Origin of the sequence: Mesorhizobium sp. M0701 (assembly GCF_040320365.1) — a bacterium.
Lineage (GTDB): Bacteria > Pseudomonadota > Alphaproteobacteria > Rhizobiales > Rhizobiaceae > Mesorhizobium.
The window spans coordinates 32,573-57,091 of record NZ_JAMYPO010000029.1 but is presented as its reverse complement, the minus strand read 5'-3'; the positions used below and the strand labels follow the sequence as shown (position 1 = coordinate 57,091).

Sequence of the window (24,519 nt, the reverse complement as noted above, 5' to 3'; positions counted from 1 at the left end):
AGGAAACCCACTAAATCAATAAAGCCGATCCGTTGCTCGATAGAAATCTTCTATCGTTCGCGGTCACCAGCATTGTCTAGCCTAGCGGCGGCCGTGGAAATCGTCCGCCAGCGCCATTGCCTCGTCCAACAGCGCCGAGACCAGCGGCGTGTGCGGTTCGCGCCGCGCCGCCACCAGCCCGACCGTGTGGCTGGCATCCGGCTCGACGATCGGGATCGCCCGGATCGGCTCGGAAAAACCGAAGGTTTCCGCAAGGTTAAGCGGCATGATCGACGACCATTTGCCGGTGCGGATATGCGAAAACAGCACGATCATCGAGTTGGATTCCAATGTCGGCCGCACCTGCACGCCGGCTTCGGCCAGATGCTGGTCGATGATGCGGCGGTTCTGCATGTCCGGCGTCAAGAGGCAGAGCGGCAGCTGGCTGAGTTCCGCCCATGTCACTTTGTCGCGGTCGAAATAGGGGTTCCCGACCGCGGTGATCAGCTGATAGCGCTCGTCATAGAGCGGCACGCTAGTGACGCGTCCGAGCGGCTCGTTGTCGAGATAGGTGATGCCGGCGTCGATGTCGAAATTGCCGAGCAGCGATAGCACCTCAATCGAGGTGCGCGACAGCACCGAGAAGGTGACGCCGGGATGCTTTGCCCGAAACGGCGTCGTCAGTCGCGCCACCATGGCCAGCGCCGTCGGGATCGCGGCGATGCGGATGCGCCCCGACAGGCCGTGGCGCGCCGCCCGCATCTCCTCGCGCATGGTCCTGCTATCGCCGACGATGCGGCGCGCCCACACCAACACCTGCTTGCCTTCCGGCGTCAGCCCCTGGAAGCGCGAGCCGCGCAGCACCAGCATCACGCCGAGCTGACCCTCCAGCTGCTTGATGCCGGCCGAAAGCGTCGGTTGGGTGACGCCGCACACCTCCGCCGCCCGGCCGAAATGTTCTTCCTTGGCAAGTGCTATGAAGAATTCCAGCTTATCGATCATGCCGTCGGGAGCCTGTCACGGACGCTGTGTCCGATCTTAGCGCGCAAGGTCGGGGAAATCGCCTTCGGCCGCAAGCCGCCTGTGTAAATCGTCCGCATCCACATCTTTCAGCCGGCTTACTGTTTCCCGCGATGGAATGCGGCGCTATGTGGATGAGACGGGGTCGTGGACTGGACACGACGGGAGTACCGAACATGCTGGGCTGGTTCCGCAAGCTTTTGCCGCGCGAAGATCGCTTCTTCGACCTGTTCGAGCGGCATTCCCGCACCGTGGTCGGTGGCGCCGAGGCACTGCAGCAGCTTTTGCAGGGCAACGACATCGACCGCTGGTGTCAGACGATCATCGATCTCGAGAACGAAGCCGATCAGATCACCGCGGAAGTGCTGCTGGCCGTGCGCCGCTCCTTCATCACGCCCTTCGACCGCGGCGACATCAAGGACCTGATTCAGTCGATGGATGATGCCATCGATATGATGCACAAAACCGTCAAGACGGTAAGGCTGTTCGAGAAGAAGGAATTCGACCCGCTGATGCAGGAAATGGGAGGTGTCATCGTCGAGGCCGCCAAGTTGGTGGCCGAGGCGATCCCGCTGCTCGGCAAGGTCGGGGCGCATACGGTGCGCCTCAACGCCATCGCCGAGGAGGTCATGCGCGCCGAAGGCCGGGCCGACGACCTGCACGAGCAGGGCCTGAAGGACCTGTTCAAGCGGCACGGCCGCAGCGATCCGATGGCCTATCTGATCGGCAGCGAGATTTACGGCCAGCTGGAAAAGGTGGTCGATCGCTTCGAGGACGTCGCCAACGAAATCAGCGGCATCGTCATCGAGAACGTATAGTGTCAGAAGCCGCAATAGCCTTTCCCGTGCTGGTCGGCCTTGTCGTCGTCGCGCTGTTCTTCGATTTCCTCAACGGCCTGCACGATGCCGCCAACTCCATCGCCACCATCGTCTCCACCCGGGTGCTGCGGCCGCATTATGCGGTGTTCTGGGCGGCCTTCTTCAATTTCATCGCCTTCATGTTCTTCGGTCTTCACGTAGCGGAGACGCTCGGAACCGGCATCATCGACGCCAGCATCGTCACGCCGGCAGTAATCTTCGCAGCACTTGTCGGCGCCATCGTCTGGAATATCGTCACCTGGCTCGTCGGCATCCCGTCCAGCAGCTCGCACGCTCTGATCGGCGGTTTGGTCGGCGCCGGCGTTGCCAAGGCAGGCACCGGCGCCATCGTCTGGACCGGGTTGGGCAAAACGACGGCGGCCATCGTGCTATCGCCGGCGGCAGGTTTTCTGCTGGCGCTCGTCCTGATCCTCGCGGTCTCCTGGCTGTTCGTGCGGCGGACGCCGTTCGCCGTCGACAGCACCTTCCGCGTCATGCAGTTCTTTTCCGCCTCGCTCTATTCGCTCGGCCATGGCGGCAACGACGCGCAGAAGACTATGGGCATCATCGCCGTGCTGCTCTATTCGCAAGGCATGCTCGGCGCGAATTTTTACGTGCCGCTGTGGGTCGTCATCACCTGTCAGTCGGCGCTGGCGCTGGGCACGTTGCTCGGCGGCTGGCGCATCGTCCACACCATGGGCTCGAAGATCACCCGGCTGAACCCGATGCAGGGTTTCTGCGCCGAGACCGGCGGAGCGATCACCCTGTTCGCCGCCACCTGGCTCGGTATTCCGGTATCGACCACGCACACGATCACCGGCGCCATCATCGGCGTCGGCGCCGCCCGCCGCGTCTCCGCCGTTCGCTGGGGCATTGCCGGTAACATCGTGGTGGCATGGATCGTCACCCTGCCGGCAACCGCGGCGATCGCGGCTCTCACCTACCTCGCGGTCGGCCTGGCATGGTGACAGCACCGTAGCACTGCGCGGCAGGCGATGCGCCGTATCTACCTATCCACAAGGTTCAGGATGTTGCCGTCCAGATCCTTGAACCATGCGACCTTCATGCCCTGACCGACATGAACATCGCCCTCCAGCGTCAGGCCTGGCATGTCGTAATGCTCGAAGGTCACGCCCTTCGATTTCAATGCCTCAACGATCTTGCCGAGTTCGTCGCCGACCGTCCATGTCACAGCCGTCGCCTTGTTGGTCCCAGCGAAGTTCGAACGGTAGACGTTGATGCTGGTGTCGCCGCTTTTATAGACGATCAGTTCGCCACCTTCATTGTGCACCTCTTTCAGGCCAAGGACCCCTTCGTAGAATGCCTTGGCCTTGGCCAGGTCCTTCACGGCGAGATTGGCCGTCGCGTTGCTGTTTGCGAGCATGATTCGTCTCCTTCCCTGGCTGTCATTCCATGCTCATGAAATAGGCTGCGTTGACGATTTGGCGACGGCTGCTCCCACTGGAAATGCCGTCATATGCTCGCTGCCTCCCCGATACGCCGCTGCAATTGGTGGTCCATCGCTTGGTTCTGTTCCGGAACTGCATTATCTGGAGCGGAAAAGTAGAGGAAAAACTCATGCCCGCCGCCAATGAAAACGTGACCAAGGAAATCGTTATCGAGCGCCTGAAGACGGTCAATGGGCCGGATTTCACCGGCAATATCGTCGACCTCGGCCTGGTTTCCGAGATTTTCATTGCCGATGCCAAGGTGTTCTTTTCGATCACCGTTCCCGCTGCCCGTGCCCAGGAGATGGAACCGCTGCGTGCGGCGGCCGAACGTGTCGTCAAGGCGATCCCCGGTGTTGCCGGCGCCGTGGTCGCGCTGACGGCGGAAAAGAAGGGCGGCGGCATGGAGGCGCCGGTTCCGCAAAGACCGGCTCAGAGGCCCGCTCCGCCGGCCGCACCTGCGCGTCCCGCGCCGCAGGCGCCCGCCTCGCACAGCCAGGGCAAGCGCGGCGTACCCGGCATCGAAGCGATCATCGCCGTCGCTTCCGGCAAGGGCGGCGTCGGCAAGTCGACCACCGCCGTCAATATCGCCCTTGGGCTTGCCGCCAACGGGCTGCGGGTCGGGGTGCTCGATGCCGACATTTATGGCCCTTCCATGCCGCGTCTGCTCAACATTCGTGGCAGGCCGCAGACCGTCGACGGCAAGATCCTGAAGCCGATGCAGAATTATGGCCTCAAGGTCATGTCGATGGGCTTCCTCGTCGATGAGGAGACGCCGATGATCTGGCGCGGGCCGATGGTGATGTCGGCATTGACGCAGATGCTGCGCGAGGTCGAGTGGGGACCGCTTGATGTGCTCGTCGTCGACATGCCGCCCGGCACCGGCGACGCCCAGCTGACCATGGCCCAACAGGTGCCGCTGGCCGGCGCCGTCATCGTCTCGACGCCACAGGACCTGGCCCTGATCGATGCGCGCAAAGGCCTCAACATGTTCAGAAAGGTCGACGTGCCGCTATTGGGTATCGTCGAAAACATGAGCTATTTTCTCGCCCCCGATACGGGAAAACGCTACGACATCTTCGGCCATGGCGGCGCGCGCCGCGAGGCCGAGCGTCTCGGCGTCACCTTCCTTGGCGAAGTGCCGCTCGAGATGGGCATCCGCGAAAGCTCCGATGCCGGCACGCCGGTGGTGGTCTCCAAGCCGGATGGCGCTGAGGCGAAAATCTATCGCGACATCGCCGCCAAGGTCTGGGACCGCGTCAATGAAGAGCGCGGCGCGGCCGAGGCTGCAGTGCCGAGCATCGTGTTCGAGTGATGCGGATGTCCCTCCCCCAAGTGGGCCTCTTGAGGGGGAGGGTGGCCGGAAGGGTCAGGTAGGGTCCGCGGCGACGCGCTCCAACTCTCCGGGATGGCGGGCTGACAAACCACGATCCCGTCTAGCGCGGAGGCAGATGTATGTCTTTCGTACCAAAGAGCGGATTCGGATGGCGCGTGCCCCTTGCCTGCTCCCGCGCGTTGTCATATCGATTTGTCATACAAATACGGAGACCACGATGGCAGGCGCCCCCACCCACAAGAAAAAATTTCGCTCGCAGGAGTGGTTCGACAATCCCGACAATCCGGGCATGACGGCACTCTATCTGGAGCGCTATCTGAATTACGGGCTGACGCGGGCCGAACTGATGTCCGGCAAGCCGCTGATCGGCATCGCCCAGACCGGCTCCGACCTGTCGCCCTGCAACCGCCATCACATCGAACTGGCCAAGCGCGTGCGCGAAGGCATCGTCTCGATGGGTGGCATCCCTTTCGAGTTCCCTTGCCACCCGATCCAGGAGACCGGCAAGCGGCCGACTGCTGCACTTGACCGCAACCTTGCCTATCTCAGCCTGGTAGAGGTGCTTTACGGCTATCCGCTCGACGGCGTGGTGCTCACCATCGGCTGCGACAAGACGACGCCGGCCATGCTGATGGCCGCGGCCACCGTCAACATTCCGGCTATCGCGCTTTCGGTCGGCCCGATGCTCAACGGCTGGCACAAGGGCAAGCGCACCGGCTCCGGCACCATCGTCTGGGAATCGCGCCAGCGCCTGTCGGCCGGCGAGATTGGCTATGACGAGTTCATGGATATCGTTGCCTCCTCGGCGCCGTCGACCGGCTATTGCAACACGATGGGTACCGCCACCACGATGAATTCGCTGGCCGAGGCGCTCGGCATGCAATTGCCGGGCTCGGCCGCTATCCCCGCCCCCTATCGAGAGCGCGGCCAGGTCGCCTACGAGACCGGAAAGCGCATCGTCGACATGGTGCATGAGGATCTGAAGCCCTCCGACATCATGACCCGTAAGGCCTTCGAGAACGCCATCGTCGTCAACTCGGCGATCGGCGGCTCGACCAATGCGCCGATCCACCTCAACGCCATCGCCCGCCATCTCGGGGTTTCGCTCGACAATGACGATTGGCAGAAGGTCGGCCTCAACATACCGCTCATCGTCAATCTGCAGCCGACGGGCGAATATCTCGGCGAGGACTATCACCATGCCGGCGGCGTGCCGGCCGTGGTCGCCGAACTGATGAAGGGCGGCCTGCTGCCCTATCCGGAAGCCATGACAGCTAACGGCAAGACCATCGGCGACAATTGCAGCGGCGCCGTCAACGAGAACCTCGACGTCATCCGCACGGTTGCCGAGCCGCTGAAAGCCAATGCCGGCTTCATCAATCTCAAGGGCAATCTGTTCGATTCGGCGATCATGAAGACCAGCGGCATCTCGCCCGAGTTCCGCGAGCGCTATCTGTCGAACCCGAAGGACCCCGAAGCCTTCGAGGGCAACGCCATGGTGTTCGACGGGCCCGAGGATTACCACGCCCGCATCGACGATCCGGCACAAGGCATCGACGAGCACACCATCCTGTTCATGCGCGGCGCCGGCCCGATCGGCTATCCGGGCGGCGCCGAAGTCGTCAACATGCAGCCGCCGGCCTATCTGATCAAAAAGGGCATCCACGCGCTGGCCTGTATCGGCGACGGCCGCCAGTCGGGCACGTCGGGTTCGCCGTCGATCCTCAACGCCTCGCCGGAAGCCGCCATCGGCGGCGGCCTGGCGCTGCTGAAGACCGGCGACCGCGTCCGCATCGACCTGCGCAAGGGCACCGCCGACATCCTCGTCAGCGACGACGAGATCACGCGGCGCCGCGCCGAGCTGCAAGACAATGGCGGCTATCAGTATCCGAAGCACCAGACGCCCTGGCAGGAAATCCAGCGCGGCATGGTCGACCAATTTTCCGAAGGCATGGTGCTGAAGCCGGCGGTGAAATACCAGGATGTGGCTCATACAAGCGGCGTGCCGAGGGACAATCACTGACCAGGGTCCGTCGCACGAACCAGCCGCCGGTGCAGGCAATTTGCCGAGGTCAGCGCCAGGAGGGGTAGGGGTGGGGGTACATCGTAGAGCGAAAGCCTCGGCTTTCCACCTGCGATAGCCTGCCGTTAATGGGCAGAAATGCCCGGCACAGGGTTGGACGCGGTCATTTGTCAACAGCGATTGCTCCCGCGAGAACGGCAATGCTTGACAAGCGGGCGTGACAAATCCACGATCATCGCAAGGGGTGCATCGCGACGACCCCGTGAGGCGTCAGCCCAACGTTCGCGTCCAAGCTTCTCTTTCAAGGAGGTGGACGCCATGCCGTCAACAACCGCTATCACTGTATCGCAACTGTCCCGTCTGATTGGGCTGCCGGGTGCACCCGCAATCATCGACGTCCGCATCGATGATGACTACAACGCCGATCCGCGCCTGCTGCCGGGGTCGGATCGTCGCGATTTCAGGAGTGTCTCGAACTGGGCTGCCGACTTCGCCGGCAGGCAAGTGACAGTCGTCTGCCAACAGGGAAAAAAGCTCTCGCAAGGCGTGGCCGCATGGCTACGGCAGGAGGGCGTTGCCGCCGAATCGCTCGATGGCGGGTTTGAAGCGTGGCGCGATGCCAAGGGCCTTCTCGTTCACGCCGGCAAGATACCGCCCACCGATGCCAAGGGCCGCACCGTTTGGGTGACGCGTACGCGCCCGAAGGTCGACCGCATCGCCTGCCCCTGGCTGATCCGGCGCTTCATCGATCCTCACGCGGTCTTTCTCTTCGTCGAGCCGGCCGAAGTGGCGGCCGTCGCCGATCGCTTTCAGGCCGTGCCTTTCGACATCGAGAACGTGTTCTGGAGCCACCGCGGCGAACGCTGCACCTTCGACACCATGATCGAGGAGTTCGGGCTCAAATCCGAAGCGCTCGATCGCCTGGCCACGATCATACGCGCTGCCGATACTGCGAGCCTCGATCTTGTTCCACAGGCGGCCGGGTTCCTGGCCGCCTCGCTTGGCCTGTCACGGATGTTTCGCGACGATCTGGAGCAGCTCGAGGCCGGCATGCTGCTTTACGATGCGTTCTTCCGCTGGTGCCGCGATGCCACCGAGGAGACGCATAACTGGCCGGTCGCCGGCGCAGTCAGTCTCGGCACAGGCAAACCATCGTGAGCGCCGTCCTTTCGAAAAAGCCGGCGGAGATTCAGGAGCCCGCTGTGCCGAGCTTCCGGCAGGCCGTGAAGGTCTGGGCAAAAATCGGCGTGCTCAGCTTTGGCGGCCCGGCCGGGCAGATCGCGCTCATGCACAAGGAACTGGTCGAGGAACGGCGCTGGATCGGCGAACAGCGCTTTCTGCATGCGTTGAACTACTGCATGCTGCTGCCTGGCCCCGAGGCCCAGCAACTCGCCATCTATATCGGCTGGTTGCTGCACAAAACGGCCGGCGGCCTTGTTGCCGGCATTCTCTTCGTCGTGCCGGGCGCGCTTGTCATGCTCGTCCTGAGCAGCCTCTATGCGCTCTATGGCGATGTACCGCTCGTCGCGGCGCTGTTTTTCGGGGTCAAGGCGACCGTGCTCGCCATTGTCATCGAGGCGGTGATCCGGATTGGCAGACGCGCGCTGAAAAACCCGGTCATGGTGTCGATCGCACTCGCCGCCTTCATCGCCATCTACGCGTTGAACGTGCCGTTTCCGCTGATCGTGCTGCTTGCCGGGCTGGCAGGCTGGATCGGCAACCGTAGTGCGCCGGCAGTTTTTTCCGGCGCCTCGCATGGCAAGGGCGATGTTCCCGACATAAAGGGCGTGGTCGATCTGATGTTCGAGCGCGGTGAACTGACCCACGTCAGGCCGACACGATGGCACGCGCCGCGCACTTTGGCGATCTGGCTGCCGATCTGGCTGGGGCCTGTTCTGCTGGTCTGGGCTTTCACCGGCCCTGCCAGCGTTTGGACTCAAATCGGTGGCTTCTTCAGTGTCATGGCGGTCGTCACCTTCGGCGGCGCCTACGCAGCCCTTGCCTATGTCGCGCAGGCAGCGGTCGAGTACTTCGGCTGGCTGGCACCCGGTGAAATGGTCGACGGCCTCGGACTTGCCGAAACCACGCCGGGTCCGCTCATCCTGGTCTTGCAGTTCGTCGGCTTCGTTGCCGCGTTCCGCCAGCCGGGCTTGCTGGCGCCGCTGCTTGCCGGACTGTTTGGCGGGCTGTTCACGCTGTGGGCGACGTTTACCCCATGTTTCCTATGGATATTCCTTGGGGCGCCTTACATCGAAGCGCTGCGCGGCAACAAGGCGCTGTCGGCGGCGCTCGGTGCGATCACCGCCGCCGTCGTCGGCGTCATCATGAATCTCGCTCTATGGTTCGGCTTGCACGTCATCTTCGGCGAAGTGCGCAATGTCGGGCTTGGAATGGACGTGCCGGTGCTTTCATCGATAGACTGGCGCGCGGCGCTGCTTTCCTGTGCCTCGATGATCGCCATTCTGAAGCTGAAGATCGGTATGCTGCCGACGCTTGCCGGATCGGCGCTGGCCGGTGTCTTGTTGCTGGCGGCGAGCGGGTAACGCTCAGCCGCCCATTCTGCCGCGCGGCAGCTTGATCATATCGCCGAAGCGGGCGCGCAATTTGTCGTCGACCGGCTTTGGCACATGGCGCGGGAAGCGTTCGGCAAGCACGCGTTTCTTCTCGATGATCGCCCGCTGCAGGATATCGGGCCTGCCTTTCTCATTCCATTCCTTCGGCGAAAAGCGGTCGCCGACGGCCGGATAGAAATATTCGGTCTGCATCAGCCGCAGCGTCTGCTCGTTGCCGAGATAATGGCCCGGGCCCTTCAGGCAGACATCGGCAATCGTGTCGATCGACAGCGACTCGTCCGTCACTTCGATGCCGCGCACGCAGCGCAGGCAGTGGCCGAGCATGTCGTTGTCGATGATCAGGCTCTCAAGGCAAAAGCCGAGCAGCGAGGCGTGCATGCCGGCCGATTCGTAAACCAGGTTGAGGCCGGCAAGACCGGCCATCACGTCGGTTATGCCCTTTTCGTAGCCGGACTGAATATCAGGCAGTTTCGAATCTGTCATGCCGGCGGCCGAACCGCCCGGCAGGTCGTAAAATTGCGCCATCTGCGCGCAGGCCGCGGTCAGCACCGCCTGCTCGGCCGAACCGCCCGACATGGCGCCGGTCCGGAGATCCGAGACAAACGGCCAGGTACCGAAAATCGCCGGATGGCCTGGCTTGATGGCGTTGACGTAGATGAGGCCGACGAGCACTTCGGCGACCGCCTGCACCACGGCGCCGGCAATCGCCGCCGGTGCCGTCGCACCCGCCTGTCCTGCCGACAGCAGCAGGATCGGAATGCCGCCCTCGACGCAGGCTTCGAGAACGCCACAGGCGTCCTCGGCAAACTTCATCGGCGGCACGACGAAGCAGTTCGAATTGGAGACGAAAGGCCGCGCGCGAAAATTCTCTTCGCCGCCCGCGATCGCATAGAGCATGTCGAGCGCCGGCTTGACGTTCTCACGCACGGTAAACGAGGTGCCGACATGCTTCGACGTGCCCATGACGCAGGCGTAGAGCGTGTTGAAATCCATATCGAGCGGGTCGGGAATGTCGCGCGGCACCATCGGCCGCTGGAAGAAATGGATGTTGTCGAGCCCTTCGACCAGGCGCGCGGCATCGTAAATGTCCTGCAGCAGCGACTCGCGATACTCACGCTTTTCGACATCGACAAGATGCACCGCAGCACCGGCCGTGCCGTAGTGCACACGCTTGCCCTGGATCACCATGTCGTGCTTCGGATCCTGGCCGTGGAGGGTGAAATGCCGCGCCGCGTTCTTGATGGTGTCGAGCACAAGGCCGCGAGGAAAGCGCAGGCGGCCGTCCTCACTGAAGGTCGCGCCGGCTTTGGTCAGCGCCTCGATGCAGGAGGGGATGGCGTTGGCGAAGCCGACCGTCTCCAGAAGGGTAAGCACGGCCTCGTGGATACGTTCGCAATCGCTGCCGCTGAGCGGGCTGTAGCTTCCGCCTTCGAGGCCGGCACGCACCGGCTTGACGTCGTCGGCAAGCGGTGCCGCCCGCATGGCGCGGCGCGCCTCGCGCCCGCCGGACCGCCGCGAACGCTGGTCTGCGGACACGTCCTGCTTCTCATGGGCCATTGGCATGAAGGCACTCCAACTTTAGCTGCGGAGCGGGCGCGGCGGTTGGTCCACCATCGGCCTGCTTCGTCCCCTCTATACAGCGACTATGCCGCCGGCATTGGCACAGCCTATGTGCCAGCCGGTCCCGTCGCATATGCCAAGGAGCTAAAGAACCGGAGCCGCACTACATGCGCCAGGCTCCGGTCGGGGAAGGGAGATCAGGCCGCTGCCGGCCTGCGTCCGGCTGCCGTCGCCAGTTCGCGGATGCCGGGTTCGATGTGCTGCAACGCGATCGAGGAAATGCCCAAGCGCATGAAACGCGATGGCTTTTCGGTGCGGTCGAAGAAGCGGTCGCCAGGCTCGATGATGACGCTGCGCGAGGCCGCGGCCTCCGCCAGCCCGCGCGAATCGGTGCCGCGCGGCCCCTCGAGCCAGAGCGACGTGCCGCCGGCCGAATCGGTCGAGCGCCACTCCGGCAGGAAGGCGGAAATCGCATGGACCAGACGCTTGCGCCTCTCGTCGAAGGCGCTCGACAGCCGCCGCACCAGCGCCTCGTGATGGCCGAGCGACAGGAACAATGCGACGGCGCGCTGGTTGTTCGCCGGCGGATGGCGCAGCATGAAGCGGCGTAGCGCCCGAAGCTCGGAGATCAGCCCGGCCGAGGCGACGATGTAGCCGAGCCTGAGGCCGGGAGCCAGCGTCTTCGACATCGAGCCGACATAGACGACGCGGCCGGAGCGATCGAGGCTCTTCAGCGCCTGCTGCGGCGCCTCGTCCAGGAGCTGGCTGTCATATCCGTCCTCGATGATGATCTGGTTGTGCCGGTTGGCGCGCGCCAAAAGCTCCTGCCGCCGCTCTGCCGACAGCGGCACCATGGTCGGGCAATGGTGGCTGGGCGTGACGAAGACGAAGCCGGAATCATTGGGAATGGCCGAGGTTACGATGCCGGAGTGGTCGACCGGAACCGGCTGGATCTCGGCGCCAGCCAGCCGGAAGATCGAACGTGCATCGGGATAGCCCGGGTCCTCCATCGCCACCTTGGAGCCCTTGGTCATCAACAGCGTCGCCAGCATGTAAAGCGCGTTCTGCGCGCCCAACGTCACGATGATCTCGTCCGGATTGGCGAAGATGCCGCGTCGCGGCAGCAGCCGTGCCTGGATCTGCTCGATCAGGAGCGGATCGTCGCGGTCGACCATGTCGGATGCCCAGTTGCGGATTTCGAGCACCGCCAACGCCATGCGGTTGCACTCGCGCCATTCGGCGGTCGGGAACAGCGCCGGGTCGAATTGGCCATAGACGAAGGGGTATGACGACTTGATCCAGTTGTCGTGCTTGGCCGGCGGCGGCATGTCGCTCGCAGCGATCTGCCGACGCGCCTTCCAGTCGATCTCGTTGGCCTGGTCGGGCGCCTTCTGATGCGGCTTGGCCGGCGTCGCCAGCACTTCGGGATTGACGAAATGGCCGCGGCGCTCGCGCGCTACCAGGAAGCCCTGATCGACCAGCTGCTGGAAGGCCAGCACCACGGTGCCGCGCGCCACGCCGAGTTTTTCGGCAAGAATCCGGCAGGACGGAAGCGGCATGGAAGCCGCGATCTGCCGGTCGAGGATGGCGGCGACGATCGCCTGGCGGATCTGCGCCTGCAGGGTCTGACCGGATTCCGCCGAAATCCGGAACAGGCCGGACCATATGGCCGTGTCGTTTCGCTGTGGCATGGGAGATGTTCCTCGATGGCCAGCTTTTTTCACTTGGCTGGACCAGTCGAATGTACCGGTGGCACAAGGTGTTGCGCCAATCAATTTTTCTGATCGCTGGGATTTATGCCAGTGATCCTTTGAGCCGGCCCACGCTGCGCTGCGGCATCGCTGCGCATTGAAACAGATGGAATTCGACCCGATAGTTTGCCGCGACGACACGCGCCGGAAACATCCGGCCTGATAAGATGCATCTCAAGAGACCGGAGCGAAGCAGTGGATCAATCGTCCTTTCAAAAGCAGCTCGACGCATTGCGCGATCATCGTGCGGCCAAATCGGGCTCGATGCGCGAGGCTTTCGCTGCCGATCCGCAGCGCTTCGAGAAATTCTCCGCCAGTGACGGCGACCTGCTGCTCGACTGGTCGAAATGCGCGGTCGATGCGCGGACTATGGAGTTGCTGGAGAAGCTGGCTGAGGCCGCTGACCTCGAAGGCCGGCGCGACGCGATGTTTGCCGGCAAGAAGATCAACGTCACTGAAGGCCGTGCCGCGCTGCACACGGCGCTGCGCAACCTGACCGGCAAGGGCATCGTGCTCGACGGCCAGGACGTGAAGGCGGAAGTCCTTGCCGTACTCGACGCGATGGGTGCCTTCGCCGACGCGGTGCGTTCCGGCAAGGCGGCCGGCGCGACCGGCAAGAAAATCACCGACATCGTCAACATCGGCATCGGCGGCTCCGATCTCGGCCCGGCCATGGCGACGCTGGCGCTGGCGCCCTATCATGACGGCCCGCGCGCGCATTACGTATCCAATATCGACGGTGCCCATATCCACGACACGCTGAAGGGTCTTTCCGCCGAAACCACCCTGTTCATCATCGCCTCCAAGACCTTCACCACGGTCGAGACGATGACCAATGCCGAAACCGCGCGCAGATGGGTCGAGAAGGCGCTCGGCAAGGAAGCGGTCGGCAAGCATTTCGCCGCCGTCTCGACGGCGCTCGATCTGGTCGCCAAATTCGGCATCGCGCCCGATCGCGTCTTCGGCTTCTGGGACTGGGTCGGCGGCCGCTATTCCGTCTGGGGTGCGATCGGTCTGCCGGTGATGATCGCCATCGGCCCGAAGGATTTTCGCGCCTTTCTCGACGGCGCCCATGAGATGGACGAGCAGTTCCGCACCGCGCCGCTGGCGAAGAACCTGCCGGCGCTGATGGGGCTGATTGGCTGGTGGCACCGCGTGATCTGCAAATACTCCGCTCGCGCCGTCATCCCCTACGATCAGCGTCTGTCCAGGCTACCGGCCTATCTGCAGCAGCTCGACATGGAATCGAACGGCAAGAGCGTCACCCTGGACGGCGGCGCTGTAACGACGCCGACCGGCCCGCTGGTCTGGGGCGAGCCCGGCACCAATGGCCAGCATGCCTTCTTCCAACTTCTGCATCAGGGCACCGATTTCATTCCGGTCGAATTCCTTGCCGCTGCCGTCGGCCACGAGCCGGAACTGAAGCATCACCACGACCTTCTGCTTGCCAATTGCCTGGCGCAGTCGGAAGCCTTCATGAAGGGCCGCACGCTTGAGGAAGCCCGCGCGCAGATGCTGGCGAAAGGCATGAAGCCGGCCGATGTCGACAGGATTGCTCCGCACCGTGTCTTCTCCGGCGACCGCCCCTCAGTGACGATCCTCTACAGGAAACTCGACCCCCACACGTTCGGACGGCTGATTGCGCTTTACGAACACCGCGTCTTCGTCGAAGGCACGCTGTTCAACATCAACTCCTTCGACCAGTGGGGCGTCGAGCTCGGCAAGGAACTGGCGACCGGGCTGCTGCCCGTCGTTGAAGGCAAGGAGAACGCCGCAAAGCGGGATGCCTCGACTGCCGGACTGGTGGAATACATCCACCGCTTGCGCGGCCCGGAGTGAAAAGCTTGGCGGACATTAAGGGAATATTGTTCGACAAGGACGGCACGCTCGTAGATTTCAACGCGACATGGCTGGGCATCGCCGACTTCATGGCGATGGATGCGGCCGAAGGCGATCGCTGGAAAGCAGACAGGCTGCTTGCGGCGGCGGGCTTCGACTTCGCCACCAAGCGCTTCAAGCCGGATTCGATTTTTGCCTCAGGCACCAACATGGACGTCGTCGAGCTGTGGTTTCCACGGCTGTCCGACGCGGACCAGATGCTTGCCGTCGCCCGCTTCAACGCCATCACTTCGGCGCAGGGATCGGCAATGGCGGTGGCGCTGCCGGGTGTGGTCGAGACGCTTGGGCTGCTTCACAGAAAATCCTACCGGCTTGGCGTCGCCACCAACGACTCGACCAGCGGCGCGGAAAAAACCTTGGTCACGCTGGGCGTCGCGCAGCTTTTCGAAGCCGCCTATGGTTACGACGCGGTGGCCAATCCAAAACCGGCGCCGGATACGATCCTTGCCTTTTCGGATCTGACAGGGCTCAGGCCGGCGACGATCGCAATGGTCGGCGACAATCGTCACGATCTGGAGATGGCGCGCGCCGGCGGCTGCGGCCTGGCGATTGGCGTGCTTTCCGGCACCGGCACACGTGAATCGCTGTCGCAGATCGCCGACGTCATCCTGGATTCGGTGGCCGATCTGCCCGATTTTCTTGCGGCGCGGGTCAGCGAGACAGTCTAGACTCGCAGCTAGCTGGTCCGAACGAGAACACGCCGCTCGGTTTCATCGCCGCATTCCTGCCTTCGCCGACATCCGGCACCTCGTATTCGGCCAGCAGGCGAAGCCGCGAGCGGGGCAGATAGGCGCGGCCCGGATCGCCGATCAGCACGGCGATGCCGGCTGCAAGGCAGCGGTCGAGGAAAGAAAGGGCCCGGCCGGCAAGATCATGGGCGTAAAACAGGTCGCCGACCACCACGACATCCACCGGTGGCGGCGGACCGCTGGTGATGTCTTCGCCAATGATCATGATAGCGACGCCGTTCGCAGTCGCGTTGAGGCCGAGCGCAACCACACCATTGTGATCGATCTCGGCCGCGACGACCTCGCTGGCTCCGGCTTTTGCCGCTGCGATACCGACGAGACCCGAACCGGCGCCGAGGTCGAGCACGCGACGCCCGGCCACGGTCTCCGGCCGGTCGATTATGTAGCGGGCAAGCACCGCGCCGCCGGCCCAGACATAGGCCCAGTACGGTGGCTCCGGTTCAGGTCCGTCTTCTTCGGTCGCATGTTGGTTCCATTCGAGAAGCCGCCTGAGCCCGCTTCCCGGATGGGCGGTGTAAAGCCGGATTTCGGGAAGCGCGGGCACGGGGGCGATCCGCATGTTCGCCCGGATGAACTCTGCCGGGTCCGGGCGCGAACCTATACTCACGGCGTTGGCGCCGGCGATGCAATCGCTCAAGCTGCGCCTAGCCCCGCAACGCCCGTCGCAGGATCTTGCCGACCGGTGTCTTCGGCAGCTCGGTGCGGAACTCAATATATCTGGGACGCTTGTAGCCGGTCAGGTTCTCGCGGCAATAAGCCGTCAGCATGTCGGCGGTCAGTGCCGGGTCCTTCTTGACGACGAACAGCTTCGGCACTTCACCCGAATGCTCGTCCGGCACGCCGATCGCCGCCACTTCGAGTACGCCTGGATGCTGCGCCACCACTTCCTCGAGTTCGTTCGGATAGACGTTGAAGCCGGAAACCAGGATCATGTCCTTCTTGCGGTCGACGATCTTGGTGTAGCCAAGCTCGTCCATGAAGCCCATGTCGCCCGATTTGAAGAAGCCGTCCTCGGTCATCACCTTGGCGGTCTCGTCCGGCCGGTTCCAGTAGCCGGCCATCACCTGCGGTCCGCGGATGCAGATTTCGCCGACTTCGCCGAGCGGCAAATTGTTGCCGTCGTCGTCGCGGATGGCGATCTCGGTCGAGGGCAGCGGCAGGCCGATCGTGCCGGTGTAAACGCCGTCGCTGAATTTGTTGATGGTTGTCCCCGGCGAGGTCTCGGTGAGCCCGTAGGCCTCGCTGATCGGGCAGCCGGTCAGCGCCTTCCAGCGTTCGGCGATGGCCCTCTGCACCGGCATGCCGCCACCCAGCGTCAGGATCAGCGGCTTGAAATCGAGCTTGCGAAAATCCTCATTATTGAGCAGCGCATTGAACAGCGTGTTGAGGCCCGGAAAGATGTGGATCGGGTATTTCTGCAGCTCCTTGACGAAGCCGGGAATGTCGCGCGGATTGGGGATGAGGACATTCTGCGCGCCTTGCTGCATGCCTACCAGCACGTTCGCCGTCAGCGCAAAAATGTGATAGAGCGGCAGCGCGCAGAGGAAGTTCAGATGCGCCGGCTTCGGCTTGACGGTAAAAGCGTCTTCGGCCCACAGCGCGTTCTGCGCGACGTTCGCCAAAATGTTGCTGTGCAAAAGCATCGCGCCCTTGGAGATGCCGGTCGTGCCGCCCGTGTATTGCAGGAAGGCGATGTCGTCGGCCGCGACCTTTGCGGGCCTGAAGGCCATGCCGGTGCCGGCCTTCAGCGCGGCGTTGAACTTGACATGGCCGGGCAGCGACCATGCCGGCACCATCTTCTTGACGCGGCGTACAACGAAGTTGACGATCGTTCCCTTGAGCCCGCCGAGCATGTCGCCCATCGAGGCGACCACGACATGCTTGACCGCGGTCCTGGCGATCACCGCCTGCAGGGTGCAGGCAAAATTTTCGAGGATGACAATGGCTTGAGCGCCGGAATCCTTGAGCTGATGCTCCAGCTCGCGCGGCGTGTAGAGCGGATTGATGTTGACCACGACATAGCCGGCGCGAAGCACTGCCATAATCGCCACCGGATATTGCAGCACATTCGGCATCATCAGGGCGACGCGCGCGCCCTTCTGCAGCCCCGTTGATTGCAGATAGGCGCCGAAGGCGGCCGACTGTCGCTCGAGGTCGGCATAGGTGATCGATTTGCCCATGCAGACGAAGGCCGGCCGATTCGCAAACTGCTTGCACACGGCGACGAGAAGGTCGCCGATCGAACTGGAGGGCAGGTCGCCAATCTCGGCCGGCACGATTTTTGGGTAACTCTGGAGCCACGGTTTTTCAGGCAGGCCAGCGGCCAGTGCGGTGATCGCCTTCGGTAATCTCTTGGCCGGACCTGCCGGCGGTCGTGGCGCTGTCGGCACTGCCTTCGCCGCCGGCTTGGCGGCAGATTTTGCAGCAGGCGCAGTCTTGCCGGTTGCCGGTTTAGCAGCCGTTCCAGCCGTGGTCTTCGCCGCCGGCTTCGCGCTTGCCTTCGCGGTAGCCGTCGGCTTGGCGGCGGCCGCTTTTGACTTGACTGCTTTCGATGTTGCCTCGGCCTTTGCTTTCGCCGCATTGGTTGTCTTTGCCGGTTTTGCCACCTGTCGCTCCCTCAATCGTTCTTATTGTTTCGGCATGCTTGCGCGCCACTACCGCCCTGATCAACAAAGATATCCCATCGCTTGCCGCAATATCCTGAACTTGGGAAAATCCGGCACGCTGCCCATCTATCTATGTATTGCCACAAGCGGCGGCCGTGCAAGCCTCGCCACCTGGAGTGCGGCAAGACTTGCCGTCAAACCTCTTGGCCGCGACCGGTTTTCGGACGCGCATCTCTTGAACCGAACGGCTCGATTCCCCCAATCGGCGGCATTACCGATCAACAAAAAATTGAAGTCGCTAATAATGTCGTGATTTGCGGATTCGGCTCGTTTTTTCCACAATTTGCCGCGTGCCGGAATTTTTTTCTGCTTCCCGTGGGTTAGGCAAACAAGCAGTTCCAAAGCTAGAAAAACGGTGCTTATATGCGGCCTTCGCGAGCCTGACAGAGGGGCTTGGAAGAACATCAGGGAGTGCTCAATGAAAAAGAAACTGACTTTTGCAGCCGCGTTGCTGGCTGCAAGCGTCCTCGGCGGCGTGGCCAATGCAAAACAACTGGTCTATTGCTCGGAGGCTTCGCCGGCCGGCTTCGACCCGTCGCCATGGAGCGGCGGCAACGACTTCGACGCCTCGTCGCGCACCATCTATTCGCGCCTGGTCGAGTTCGAGCATGGCAAGACCACCATTTCGCCCGGCCTGGCCGAGAGCTGGACGGTTTCCGATGACGGTCTCGAATACACCTTTAAACTTCGCCCGGGTGTGAAATTCCAGACGACCGATTATTTCACGCCGACGCGCGACCTCAACGCCGACGACGTGATCTTTTCCTTCGAACGCCAGTGGAAGAAAGAAAGCCCGTGGTACAGCTATCTGGAAGGCACCGGCTGGGAATATTTCACCGGCATGGGCTTCCCCGATCTCCTGAAGGAAATCGTCAAGGTCGACGACCTGACGGTGAAATTCGTGCTGAACAAGCCTGAAGTCGCGTTCCTGCCGGACCTCGGCATGGATTTCGCCTCGATCGTTTCCAAGGAATATGCCGACCAGCTCGACAAGGCCGGCACCAGGCAGCAGTTCACCCAGAAGCCGGTCGGCACTGGTCCGTTCCAATTCGTCGACTATCAGGTCGATGCGGTCGTGCGCTATGCAGCATGGGACGGCTACTATGGCGGCCGCCAGAAGATCGATGATCTGATCTTCGCCATCACGCCCGACCCCGCCGTGCGCGCGCAGAAGCTGAAGGCAGGCGAGTGCGATATCATGTCATACCCGGCGCCGGCCGACATTGCCGGACTGCAGGCTGACGCGAACCTCAAGGTCGACGAGCAGGAAGGCCTGAACATCGGCTACATGGCTTACAACACGACGCAGCCGCCCTTCGACAAGGTCGAGGTCCGCAAGGCCCTCAACATGGCGGTAAACAAGAAGGCGATCATCGACGCGGTCTATCAGGGCGCCGGCGCGCCGGCCATCAACCCGATCCCGCCGACCATGTGGTCCTATAACAAGGACATCAAGGACGATCCCTATGATCCGGAGGCGGCCAAGAAGATGCTGGCCGATGCAGGCGTCAAGGATCTGTCGATGAAGATCTGGGCTATGCCGGTCAGCCGCCCCTACAACCCGAACGCCCAGCGCGTCGCCGAGTTGATCCAGGCCGACTATGCCGCCGTCGGGGTCAAGGCGGAGATCGTCAGTTACGAATGGACCGAGTATCGCCAGCGCGGCAAGGCTAAGGATCGCGACGGCGCCTTCCAACTGGGCTGGACCGGTGACAATGGCGATCCGGACAACTTCTTTTTCCTGCTCGGTTGCGATGCCATCGGCCAGTCCAATTATGCGATCTGGTGCAACCAGGAATTCGAAGCCCTGCTGAAAAAAGGCAAGGCAACGACGGACGTCGCCGAGCGCACCAAGATCTACGAGGAAGCTCAGGTGGTGTTCAAGCGTGAGGCTCCGTGGCTGACCATCGCCCACTCCAAGGTCTTCATGCCGATGAACAAGAAGGTGTCGGGCTTCGTTATGGACCCGCTCGGCATTCATCGGTTTGACGGCGTCGACGTCACCGAATAAGTCCTGAGAAATTGAACGGCGGCGCTGGACTTCCCGCGCCGCCGTTCTATGAAGCAAGATGCTCCGTTATCTCCTCCACAAGCTCGCTTTGATCATCCCGACCGTGTTCGGCATATCGCTGGCGGCGTTTGCTTTCGTCCGGCTTCTGCCCGGCGATCCTATCCTGGCCCTGGCGGGCGAGCGCGGCGTCAGCCCCGAGCGCTACGCCCAGCTCATCGAGCAGTTTGGCTACAACCGGCCCTATGTCATCCAATACCTGGAATATATCGGCAGGGTCCTGACCGGCGATTTCGGCATATCTATTGCCACCAAGCGGCCAGTGCTCGGCGAATTCCAGGCGCTGTTTCCAGCCACGCTGGAACTGGCGACAGTGGCGTTGATCATCGCCGTCCTGCTCGGCATTCCTGCCGGTATCTTCGCCGCGGTCAAGCGCGGCTCGTGGTTCGACCAGGCGACGATGGGTGTCGCGCTGACCGGCTATTCGATGCCGATCTTCTGGTGGGGGTTGCTGCTCATTATCTTCTTCTCCGGCTATCTCGGCTGGACGCCGGTTTCCGGCCGCATCGGCCTGCAGTATTTCTTCAGGCCGACGACCGGGTTCATGCTCATCGACAGCCTGATCTCCGGCAGGAGCGGCGCTTTCAAATCTGCCGTCAGCCATTTGATCCTGCCGTCGATCGTGCTGGCGACGATCCCGCTTGCCGTCATAGCGCGCCAGACGCGCTCGGCGATGCTCGAGGTGCTGGGCGAGGACTATGTCCGCACCGCGCGCGCCAAGGGCCTGGCGCCGCGCCGCGTCATCGGTCTGCACGCTTTTCGCAACGCGCTGATCCCGGTAGTTACCACCATTGGACTGCAGGTCGGCACCTTGATGGCGGGCGCCATTCTGACCGAGACCATTTTTTCCTGGCCGGGCATCGGCAAATGGATGATCGATGCCATCGGCAAGCGCGACTATGTCGTCGTCCAGAGCGGATTGCTGATCATCGCGCTGATCGTCATGGCGGTGAACCTGATCGTCGACGTGCTCTACGCCGTCATCAATCCGCGCATCCGGGTGCAGTGAGATGACCGACGAATCCGCCGCCGAAGCTACCGCCGCCTCCATCCCGACAGGCGGCAGGCAACGGGCTTTCGCCGAGTTCTGGCACTACTTCTCGATGAACACCGGCGCGGTCATCGGCCTTGTCGTGTTTTCGGCGCTGGTGCTGGTGGCGATCTTTGCGCCGTTCGTCGCCCCACATTCGCCCGACGAGCAGTTTCGCGATGCGCTGCTGGCACCCCCTGCCTGGCAGGAAGGCGGCAAATCGATGTTCCTGCTCGGCACCGACGCGGTCGGCCGCGACATGCTTTCACGGTTGATCTTCGGGGCGCGTTTCTCGCTGTTCATCGGTCTGGTGGTCGTTGTCTTCTCGCTCACCAGCGGCATCGTGCTTGGCGTGCTCGCCGGCTATTTCCGCGGCTGGGTCGACACTCTGATCATGCGCATCATGGATATCATCCTGGCCTTCCCGTCGCTGCTTCTGGCGCTGGTGCTGGTGGCGATCCTCGGCCCGGGCCTGTTCAATGCCATGCTGGCGATCGCGCTGGTGCTGCAGCCGCATTTTGCGCGCCTCACCCGCGCCGCCGTGATGGCCGAAAAGAACCGCGAATATGTCATCTCCGCCAAGGTGGCTGGTGCCGGTCATCTTCGCTTGATGGTGAGGACGATCCTGCCGAACTGCCTGGCACCGCTGATCGTGCAGGCGACGTTGTCCTTCTCCAACGCTATTCTCGAGGCTGCGGCGCTCGGCTTCCTCGGTGTCGGTGCGCAGCCGCCGACGCCGGAATGGGGCACGATGCTCGCCTCGGCGCGCGAGTTCATCCTGCGCGCGCCTTGGGTGGTGACCTTCCCCGGCCTTGCTATCCTGATCACTGTGCTTGCCATCAATCTGATCGGCGATGGCTTGCGCGATGCCTTCGATCCCAAGCTGAAGAGGTCATAATCCAATGCCTCTTCTCGAGATCAAGAACCTGACCGTTTCCTTCGACACCGCCGCTGGACCATTCATGGCGGTACAAGGCATCGACCTGTCGGTCGAACCGCGCGAGGTGCTGGCGATCGTCGGCGAATCCGGTTCGGGCAAGTCGGTGGCGATGCTGGCGGTGATGGGGCTTTTGCCCAACACCGCGACGGTGAGGGCCGACCGCATGGCCTTCGACGGCATCGACCTGCTCAAGCTCGGCCCATCCGAGCGGCGCAAGATCGTCGGCAAGGACATTTCGATGATCTTCCAGGAGCCGGTCGCCAGCCTCAACCCGTGCTTCACCGTCGGCTTCCAGATCGAGGAGGTGCTGCGCTTCCATATGGGCATGGACCGCGCCCAGCGCCGGGCGCGTGCCATCGAATTGATGAAGTTGGTCGGCATCGCCGACCCCGAGGAACGGCTGGGCTCCTTCCCGCACCAGATGTCGGGTGGTCAGTGTCAGCGCGTCATGATCGCCATCGCCATCGCCTGCAATCCCAAGCTTTTGATCGCCGACGAGCCAACCACGGCGCTCGATGTCACCATCCAGAAGCAGATCCTCGATCTGCTGGTCGGCCTGCAGGCCAAATATGGCATGGGCCTGATCATGATCACCCACAATATGGGGGTGGTTGCCGAGACCGCCGACCGTGTCATCGTCCAGTACAAAGGCCGCAAGATGGAAGAGGCCGACGTGCTGTCGCTGTTCGAGTCCCCCAAGAGCAACTACACGCGCGCGCTCCTGTCGGCGCTGCCCGAAAACGCCGTCGGCGACCGGTTGCCTACTGTTTCCGACATGCTGTTTGAGCCGGCCCCATCTGTAGTCGCAGCCCGGTCCGCAGGAGGAACCGCCTCATGAGCGTGACGGTAGTCGAAGGCAAGAACATCGTGCGCGACTATCATGTCGGTGGCGGGCTTTTCCGCCCTTCCCGTACGGTTCATGCGGTCAAGGGTGTTTCGTTCAGCGTCGACAAGGGCAAGACGCTGGCCATCGTCGGCGAGAGCGGCTGCGGCAAGTCAACACTCGCCCGCATCATCACCCTGATCGACCCGGCGACCTCCGGCGAGCTTTTCATCGACGGCAAGAAGGTAGACATCGGCAGGAACGGCCTGTCGAAGGAAATGCGCCGCAAGGTCCAGATCGTCTTCCAAAACCCTTATGGTTCGCTCAATCCACGCCAGAAGATCGGCGACGTGCTTGCCGAGCCGCTGCTCATCAACACCGACAGCACGGCCGACGAGCGGCGCGATCTTGCCATGAAGATGCTAAAGAAGGTCGGTCTCGGCCCCGAGCACTTTAATCGCTATCCGCATATGTTTTCGGGCGGCCAGCGCCAGCGGATCGCCATCGCCCGCGCGCTGATGCTCAACCCCAGCCTTCTGGTGCTGGACGAGCCGGTCTCGGCACTTGATCTTTCGGTGCAGGCGCAGGTGCTGAACCTGCTCGCCGACCTGCAGGACGAGTTTCAGCTAACCTATGTTTTCATTAGCCACGACCTGTCGGTGGTGCGCTACATCGCCGACGACGTGATGGTAATGTATTTCGGCGAAGCGGTCGAATACGGCTCGCGCGACGAGGTGTTCGCCGACCCCAAACACAGCTACACCAGGACGCTGTTCGCTGCGACGCCACGTGCCGACGTTGCCAGCATCAAGGCACGTTTGGCGAAGAAGAAGGCCGCCTGATCCGGCGAGGTTTGCCGGTCGGCTACCGCTTCTCGATCCCCGGAATGCCGGAGATCTGCTCGGCGAGAAAGTCGACCAGCAGCCGCACCCGGGCAATGCCCACACGCTCCGGAACGATCAGCATGCTCAGCGGGACGGGAGGCGGAAAATAGCCCGGCAGGACCACTTCCAGCCGGCCGGCCGCCAGGAGATCGTCGACAAGCCAATGGTGGGCGGGTGCGATACCGCGTCCGGCGACAAGGGCTTCGCGCGCGGCAAGCCCATGGTCGACCCGAAATCGATCGCCAAAGGGCACCGCAAAGCGTTTGCCGCCCGGCCCCTGCAGGGCGAGTGTGTCGCTTCCCGCGATGTTCGACATCCGGATGCCTTCATGGCCAGGCAGATCCTGCGGGACAGCCGGTCTGCCCCGCGCCGCCAGATAGGCCGGCGCCGCCACCAGCAGACGCCGGGATTGCCCGAGCGCCCGCAGTTTCATTGAGCTGTCGGTGAGCGGACCCAGGCGAAGCGCAATGTCGACGCCCTCCCGCACAAGATCGATGCGCTCGTCGGTGAGGCTAAGATCGATGCCGATATCGGGATAGCGGTCCTGAAAGGCGAAGATCAGCCGGCTGACGTGCAAGACCCCGAGCGCCGCCGTGCAGGATATCCGGATCGTGCCGGCCGACGCGCCGCGCGTGCCCCGCGCCTCATCGCCGGCCTGCTCAACGAGGCGCAGGACCTGGACGCTGTCGGCATAGTAACGGCTGCCTTCATCAGTCATCGTCACACGCCGGGTGGTCCTGCTGAGCAAGGGCACTCCGACGGCCTCCTCGAGTTCTCGCAAATGCCGTGTGACCGTCGACTGCCCAATTCCGAGCTCGCGCGCCACCGCCGAGAGGCTGCCGCGCTCGGCGACGCGAACGAAGGTGCGCATGCGCTCGAGAGTGACGTCCGATCTATCCATTATTCGGCATTA

At 63.0% G+C, this 24,519-nt stretch carries 21 protein-coding genes; 14 read left to right on the top strand and 7 right to left on the bottom strand.

Annotation, left to right across the window (positions count from 1 at the left end; all coding sequences use genetic code 11):
- Window positions 1-81: 81 nt before the first annotated feature.
- Window positions 82-981 carry a LysR family transcriptional regulator gene (locus NKI24_RS23995; RefSeq protein ID WP_352613836.1) on the bottom strand — a complete coding sequence of 300 codons (900 nt, stop codon included), beginning with the start codon at window positions 979-981 and terminating at the stop codon, window positions 82-84.
- 194 nt (window positions 982-1,175) lie between these two features.
- Between NKI24_RS23995 and NKI24_RS23990 the strand changes: the two genes are divergently transcribed.
- Window positions 1,176-1,817, top strand: coding sequence for a DUF47 family protein (locus tag NKI24_RS23990; RefSeq protein ID WP_352613837.1), 642 nt, complete (start codon window positions 1,176-1,178; stop codon window positions 1,815-1,817).
- Entirely contained in the window at window positions 1,817-2,824 is a 1,008-nt protein-coding gene (locus NKI24_RS23985; RefSeq protein WP_352748918.1) for an inorganic phosphate transporter, read from the top strand. The genes NKI24_RS23990 and NKI24_RS23985 overlap by 1 nt, the downstream gene beginning before the upstream one ends.
- Before the next feature lie 38 nt (window positions 2,825-2,862).
- Here NKI24_RS23985 and NKI24_RS23980 read toward each other — a convergent pair whose 3' ends face one another.
- Window positions 2,863-3,240 (bottom strand): VOC family protein, encoded by a 378-nt coding sequence (locus NKI24_RS23980; protein WP_352748915.1) that lies wholly within the window; start codon window positions 3,238-3,240, stop codon window positions 2,863-2,865.
- A 194-nt stretch (window positions 3,241-3,434) separates the two neighbouring features.
- On the opposite strand from NKI24_RS23980, the gene NKI24_RS23975 reads away from it, so the two are divergent.
- The 4 genes from NKI24_RS23975 to chrA all read left to right on the top strand — a co-directional run bounded on the left by NKI24_RS23975 (window position 3,435) and on the right by chrA (window position 9,206).
- On the top strand, window positions 3,435-4,619 hold the full coding sequence (locus NKI24_RS23975) for an Mrp/NBP35 family ATP-binding protein (RefSeq protein ID WP_352577477.1): 1,185 nt from the start codon (window positions 3,435-3,437) through the stop codon (window positions 4,617-4,619).
- A 238-nt stretch (window positions 4,620-4,857) separates the two neighbouring features.
- Window positions 4,858-6,663 carry an IlvD/Edd family dehydratase gene (locus NKI24_RS23970; protein ID WP_352748911.1) on the top strand — a complete coding sequence of 602 codons (1,806 nt, stop codon included), beginning with the start codon at window positions 4,858-4,860 and terminating at the stop codon, window positions 6,661-6,663.
- Window positions 6,664-6,981: 318 nt separating this feature from the next.
- Window positions 6,982-7,821, top strand: a complete 840-nt coding sequence (locus tag NKI24_RS23965; RefSeq protein WP_352748909.1) for a chromate resistance protein ChrB domain-containing protein — start codon at window positions 6,982-6,984, stop codon at window positions 7,819-7,821.
- On the top strand, window positions 7,818-9,206 hold the full coding sequence (chrA, locus tag NKI24_RS23960) for a chromate efflux transporter (protein WP_352748906.1): 1,389 nt from the start codon (window positions 7,818-7,820) through the stop codon (window positions 9,204-9,206). The genes NKI24_RS23965 and chrA overlap by 4 nt, the downstream gene beginning before the upstream one ends.
- Window positions 9,207-9,209: 3 nt before the next feature.
- On the opposite strand, the gene NKI24_RS23955 is transcribed toward chrA, so the two are convergent.
- Complete coding sequence (locus NKI24_RS23955; protein WP_352455053.1) at window positions 9,210-10,799, bottom strand: trimethylamine methyltransferase family protein; 1,590 nt, start codon at window positions 10,797-10,799, stop codon at window positions 9,210-9,212.
- A 194-nt stretch (window positions 10,800-10,993) separates the two neighbouring features.
- Window positions 10,994-12,487, bottom strand: a complete 1,494-nt coding sequence (pdxR, locus tag NKI24_RS23950; protein WP_023676815.1) for a MocR-like pyridoxine biosynthesis transcription factor PdxR — start codon at window positions 12,485-12,487, stop codon at window positions 10,994-10,996.
- Window positions 12,488-12,742: 255 nt separating this feature from the next.
- Between pdxR and pgi the strand changes: the two genes are divergently transcribed.
- Both pgi and NKI24_RS23940 read left to right on the top strand, forming a co-directional pair.
- The gene (gene pgi / locus NKI24_RS23945; protein WP_352748903.1) at window positions 12,743-14,386 is read left to right on the top strand and encodes a glucose-6-phosphate isomerase; all 1,644 of its coding nucleotides are present in this window, start codon (window positions 12,743-12,745) and stop codon (window positions 14,384-14,386) included.
- Between the two features lie 5 nt (window positions 14,387-14,391).
- Window positions 14,392-15,114, top strand: coding sequence for an HAD family hydrolase (locus NKI24_RS23940; protein ID WP_352748901.1), 723 nt, complete (start codon window positions 14,392-14,394; stop codon window positions 15,112-15,114).
- On the opposite strand, the gene NKI24_RS23935 is transcribed toward NKI24_RS23940, so the two are convergent.
- On the bottom strand, window positions 15,098-15,754 hold the full coding sequence (locus tag NKI24_RS23935; protein WP_352748898.1) for a class I SAM-dependent methyltransferase: 657 nt from the start codon (window positions 15,752-15,754) through the stop codon (window positions 15,098-15,100). The two genes, NKI24_RS23940 and NKI24_RS23935, sit on opposite strands and share 17 nt — an antisense overlap.
- An 85-nt stretch (window positions 15,755-15,839) precedes the next feature.
- The gene (locus NKI24_RS23930; protein ID WP_352748896.1) at window positions 15,840-17,471 is read right to left on the bottom strand and encodes a long-chain-fatty-acid--CoA ligase; all 1,632 of its coding nucleotides are present in this window, start codon (window positions 17,469-17,471) and stop codon (window positions 15,840-15,842) included.
- Window positions 17,472-17,526: 55 nt separating this feature from the next.
- Between NKI24_RS23930 and NKI24_RS23925 the strand changes: the two genes are divergently transcribed.
- From NKI24_RS23925 to NKI24_RS23900, 6 genes are all read left to right on the top strand, one after another.
- Window positions 17,527-18,114, top strand: a complete 588-nt coding sequence (locus NKI24_RS23925; protein WP_352748893.1) for a hypothetical protein — start codon at window positions 17,527-17,529, stop codon at window positions 18,112-18,114.
- A gap of 165 nt (window positions 18,115-18,279) precedes the next feature.
- Window positions 18,280-19,872, top strand: a complete 1,593-nt coding sequence (locus tag NKI24_RS23920) for an ABC transporter substrate-binding protein (RefSeq protein WP_023676821.1) — start codon at window positions 18,280-18,282, stop codon at window positions 19,870-19,872.
- 58 nt (window positions 19,873-19,930) lie between these two features.
- Window positions 19,931-20,938 carry an ABC transporter permease subunit gene (locus NKI24_RS23915; RefSeq protein WP_023676822.1) on the top strand — a complete coding sequence of 336 codons (1,008 nt, stop codon included), beginning with the start codon at window positions 19,931-19,933 and terminating at the stop codon, window positions 20,936-20,938.
- A gap of 1 nt (window position 20,939) precedes the next feature.
- Entirely contained in the window at window positions 20,940-21,857 is a 918-nt protein-coding gene (locus tag NKI24_RS23910) for an ABC transporter permease subunit (RefSeq protein ID WP_023676823.1), read from the top strand.
- 4 nt (window positions 21,858-21,861) lie between these two features.
- Window positions 21,862-22,737 carry an ABC transporter ATP-binding protein gene (locus tag NKI24_RS23905; RefSeq protein ID WP_023676824.1) on the top strand — a complete coding sequence of 292 codons (876 nt, stop codon included), beginning with the start codon at window positions 21,862-21,864 and terminating at the stop codon, window positions 22,735-22,737.
- The gene (locus NKI24_RS23900) at window positions 22,734-23,564 is read left to right on the top strand and encodes a dipeptide ABC transporter ATP-binding protein (RefSeq protein WP_352448539.1); all 831 of its coding nucleotides are present in this window, start codon (window positions 22,734-22,736) and stop codon (window positions 23,562-23,564) included. The genes NKI24_RS23905 and NKI24_RS23900 overlap by 4 nt, the downstream gene beginning before the upstream one ends.
- Window positions 23,565-23,586: 22 nt before the next feature.
- Here the strand turns inward: NKI24_RS23900 and NKI24_RS23895 are convergent, their stop codons facing one another.
- Complete coding sequence (locus NKI24_RS23895) at window positions 23,587-24,507, bottom strand: LysR family transcriptional regulator (protein WP_352448540.1); 921 nt, start codon at window positions 24,505-24,507, stop codon at window positions 23,587-23,589.
- Between the last annotated feature and the right edge of the window lie 12 nt (window positions 24,508-24,519).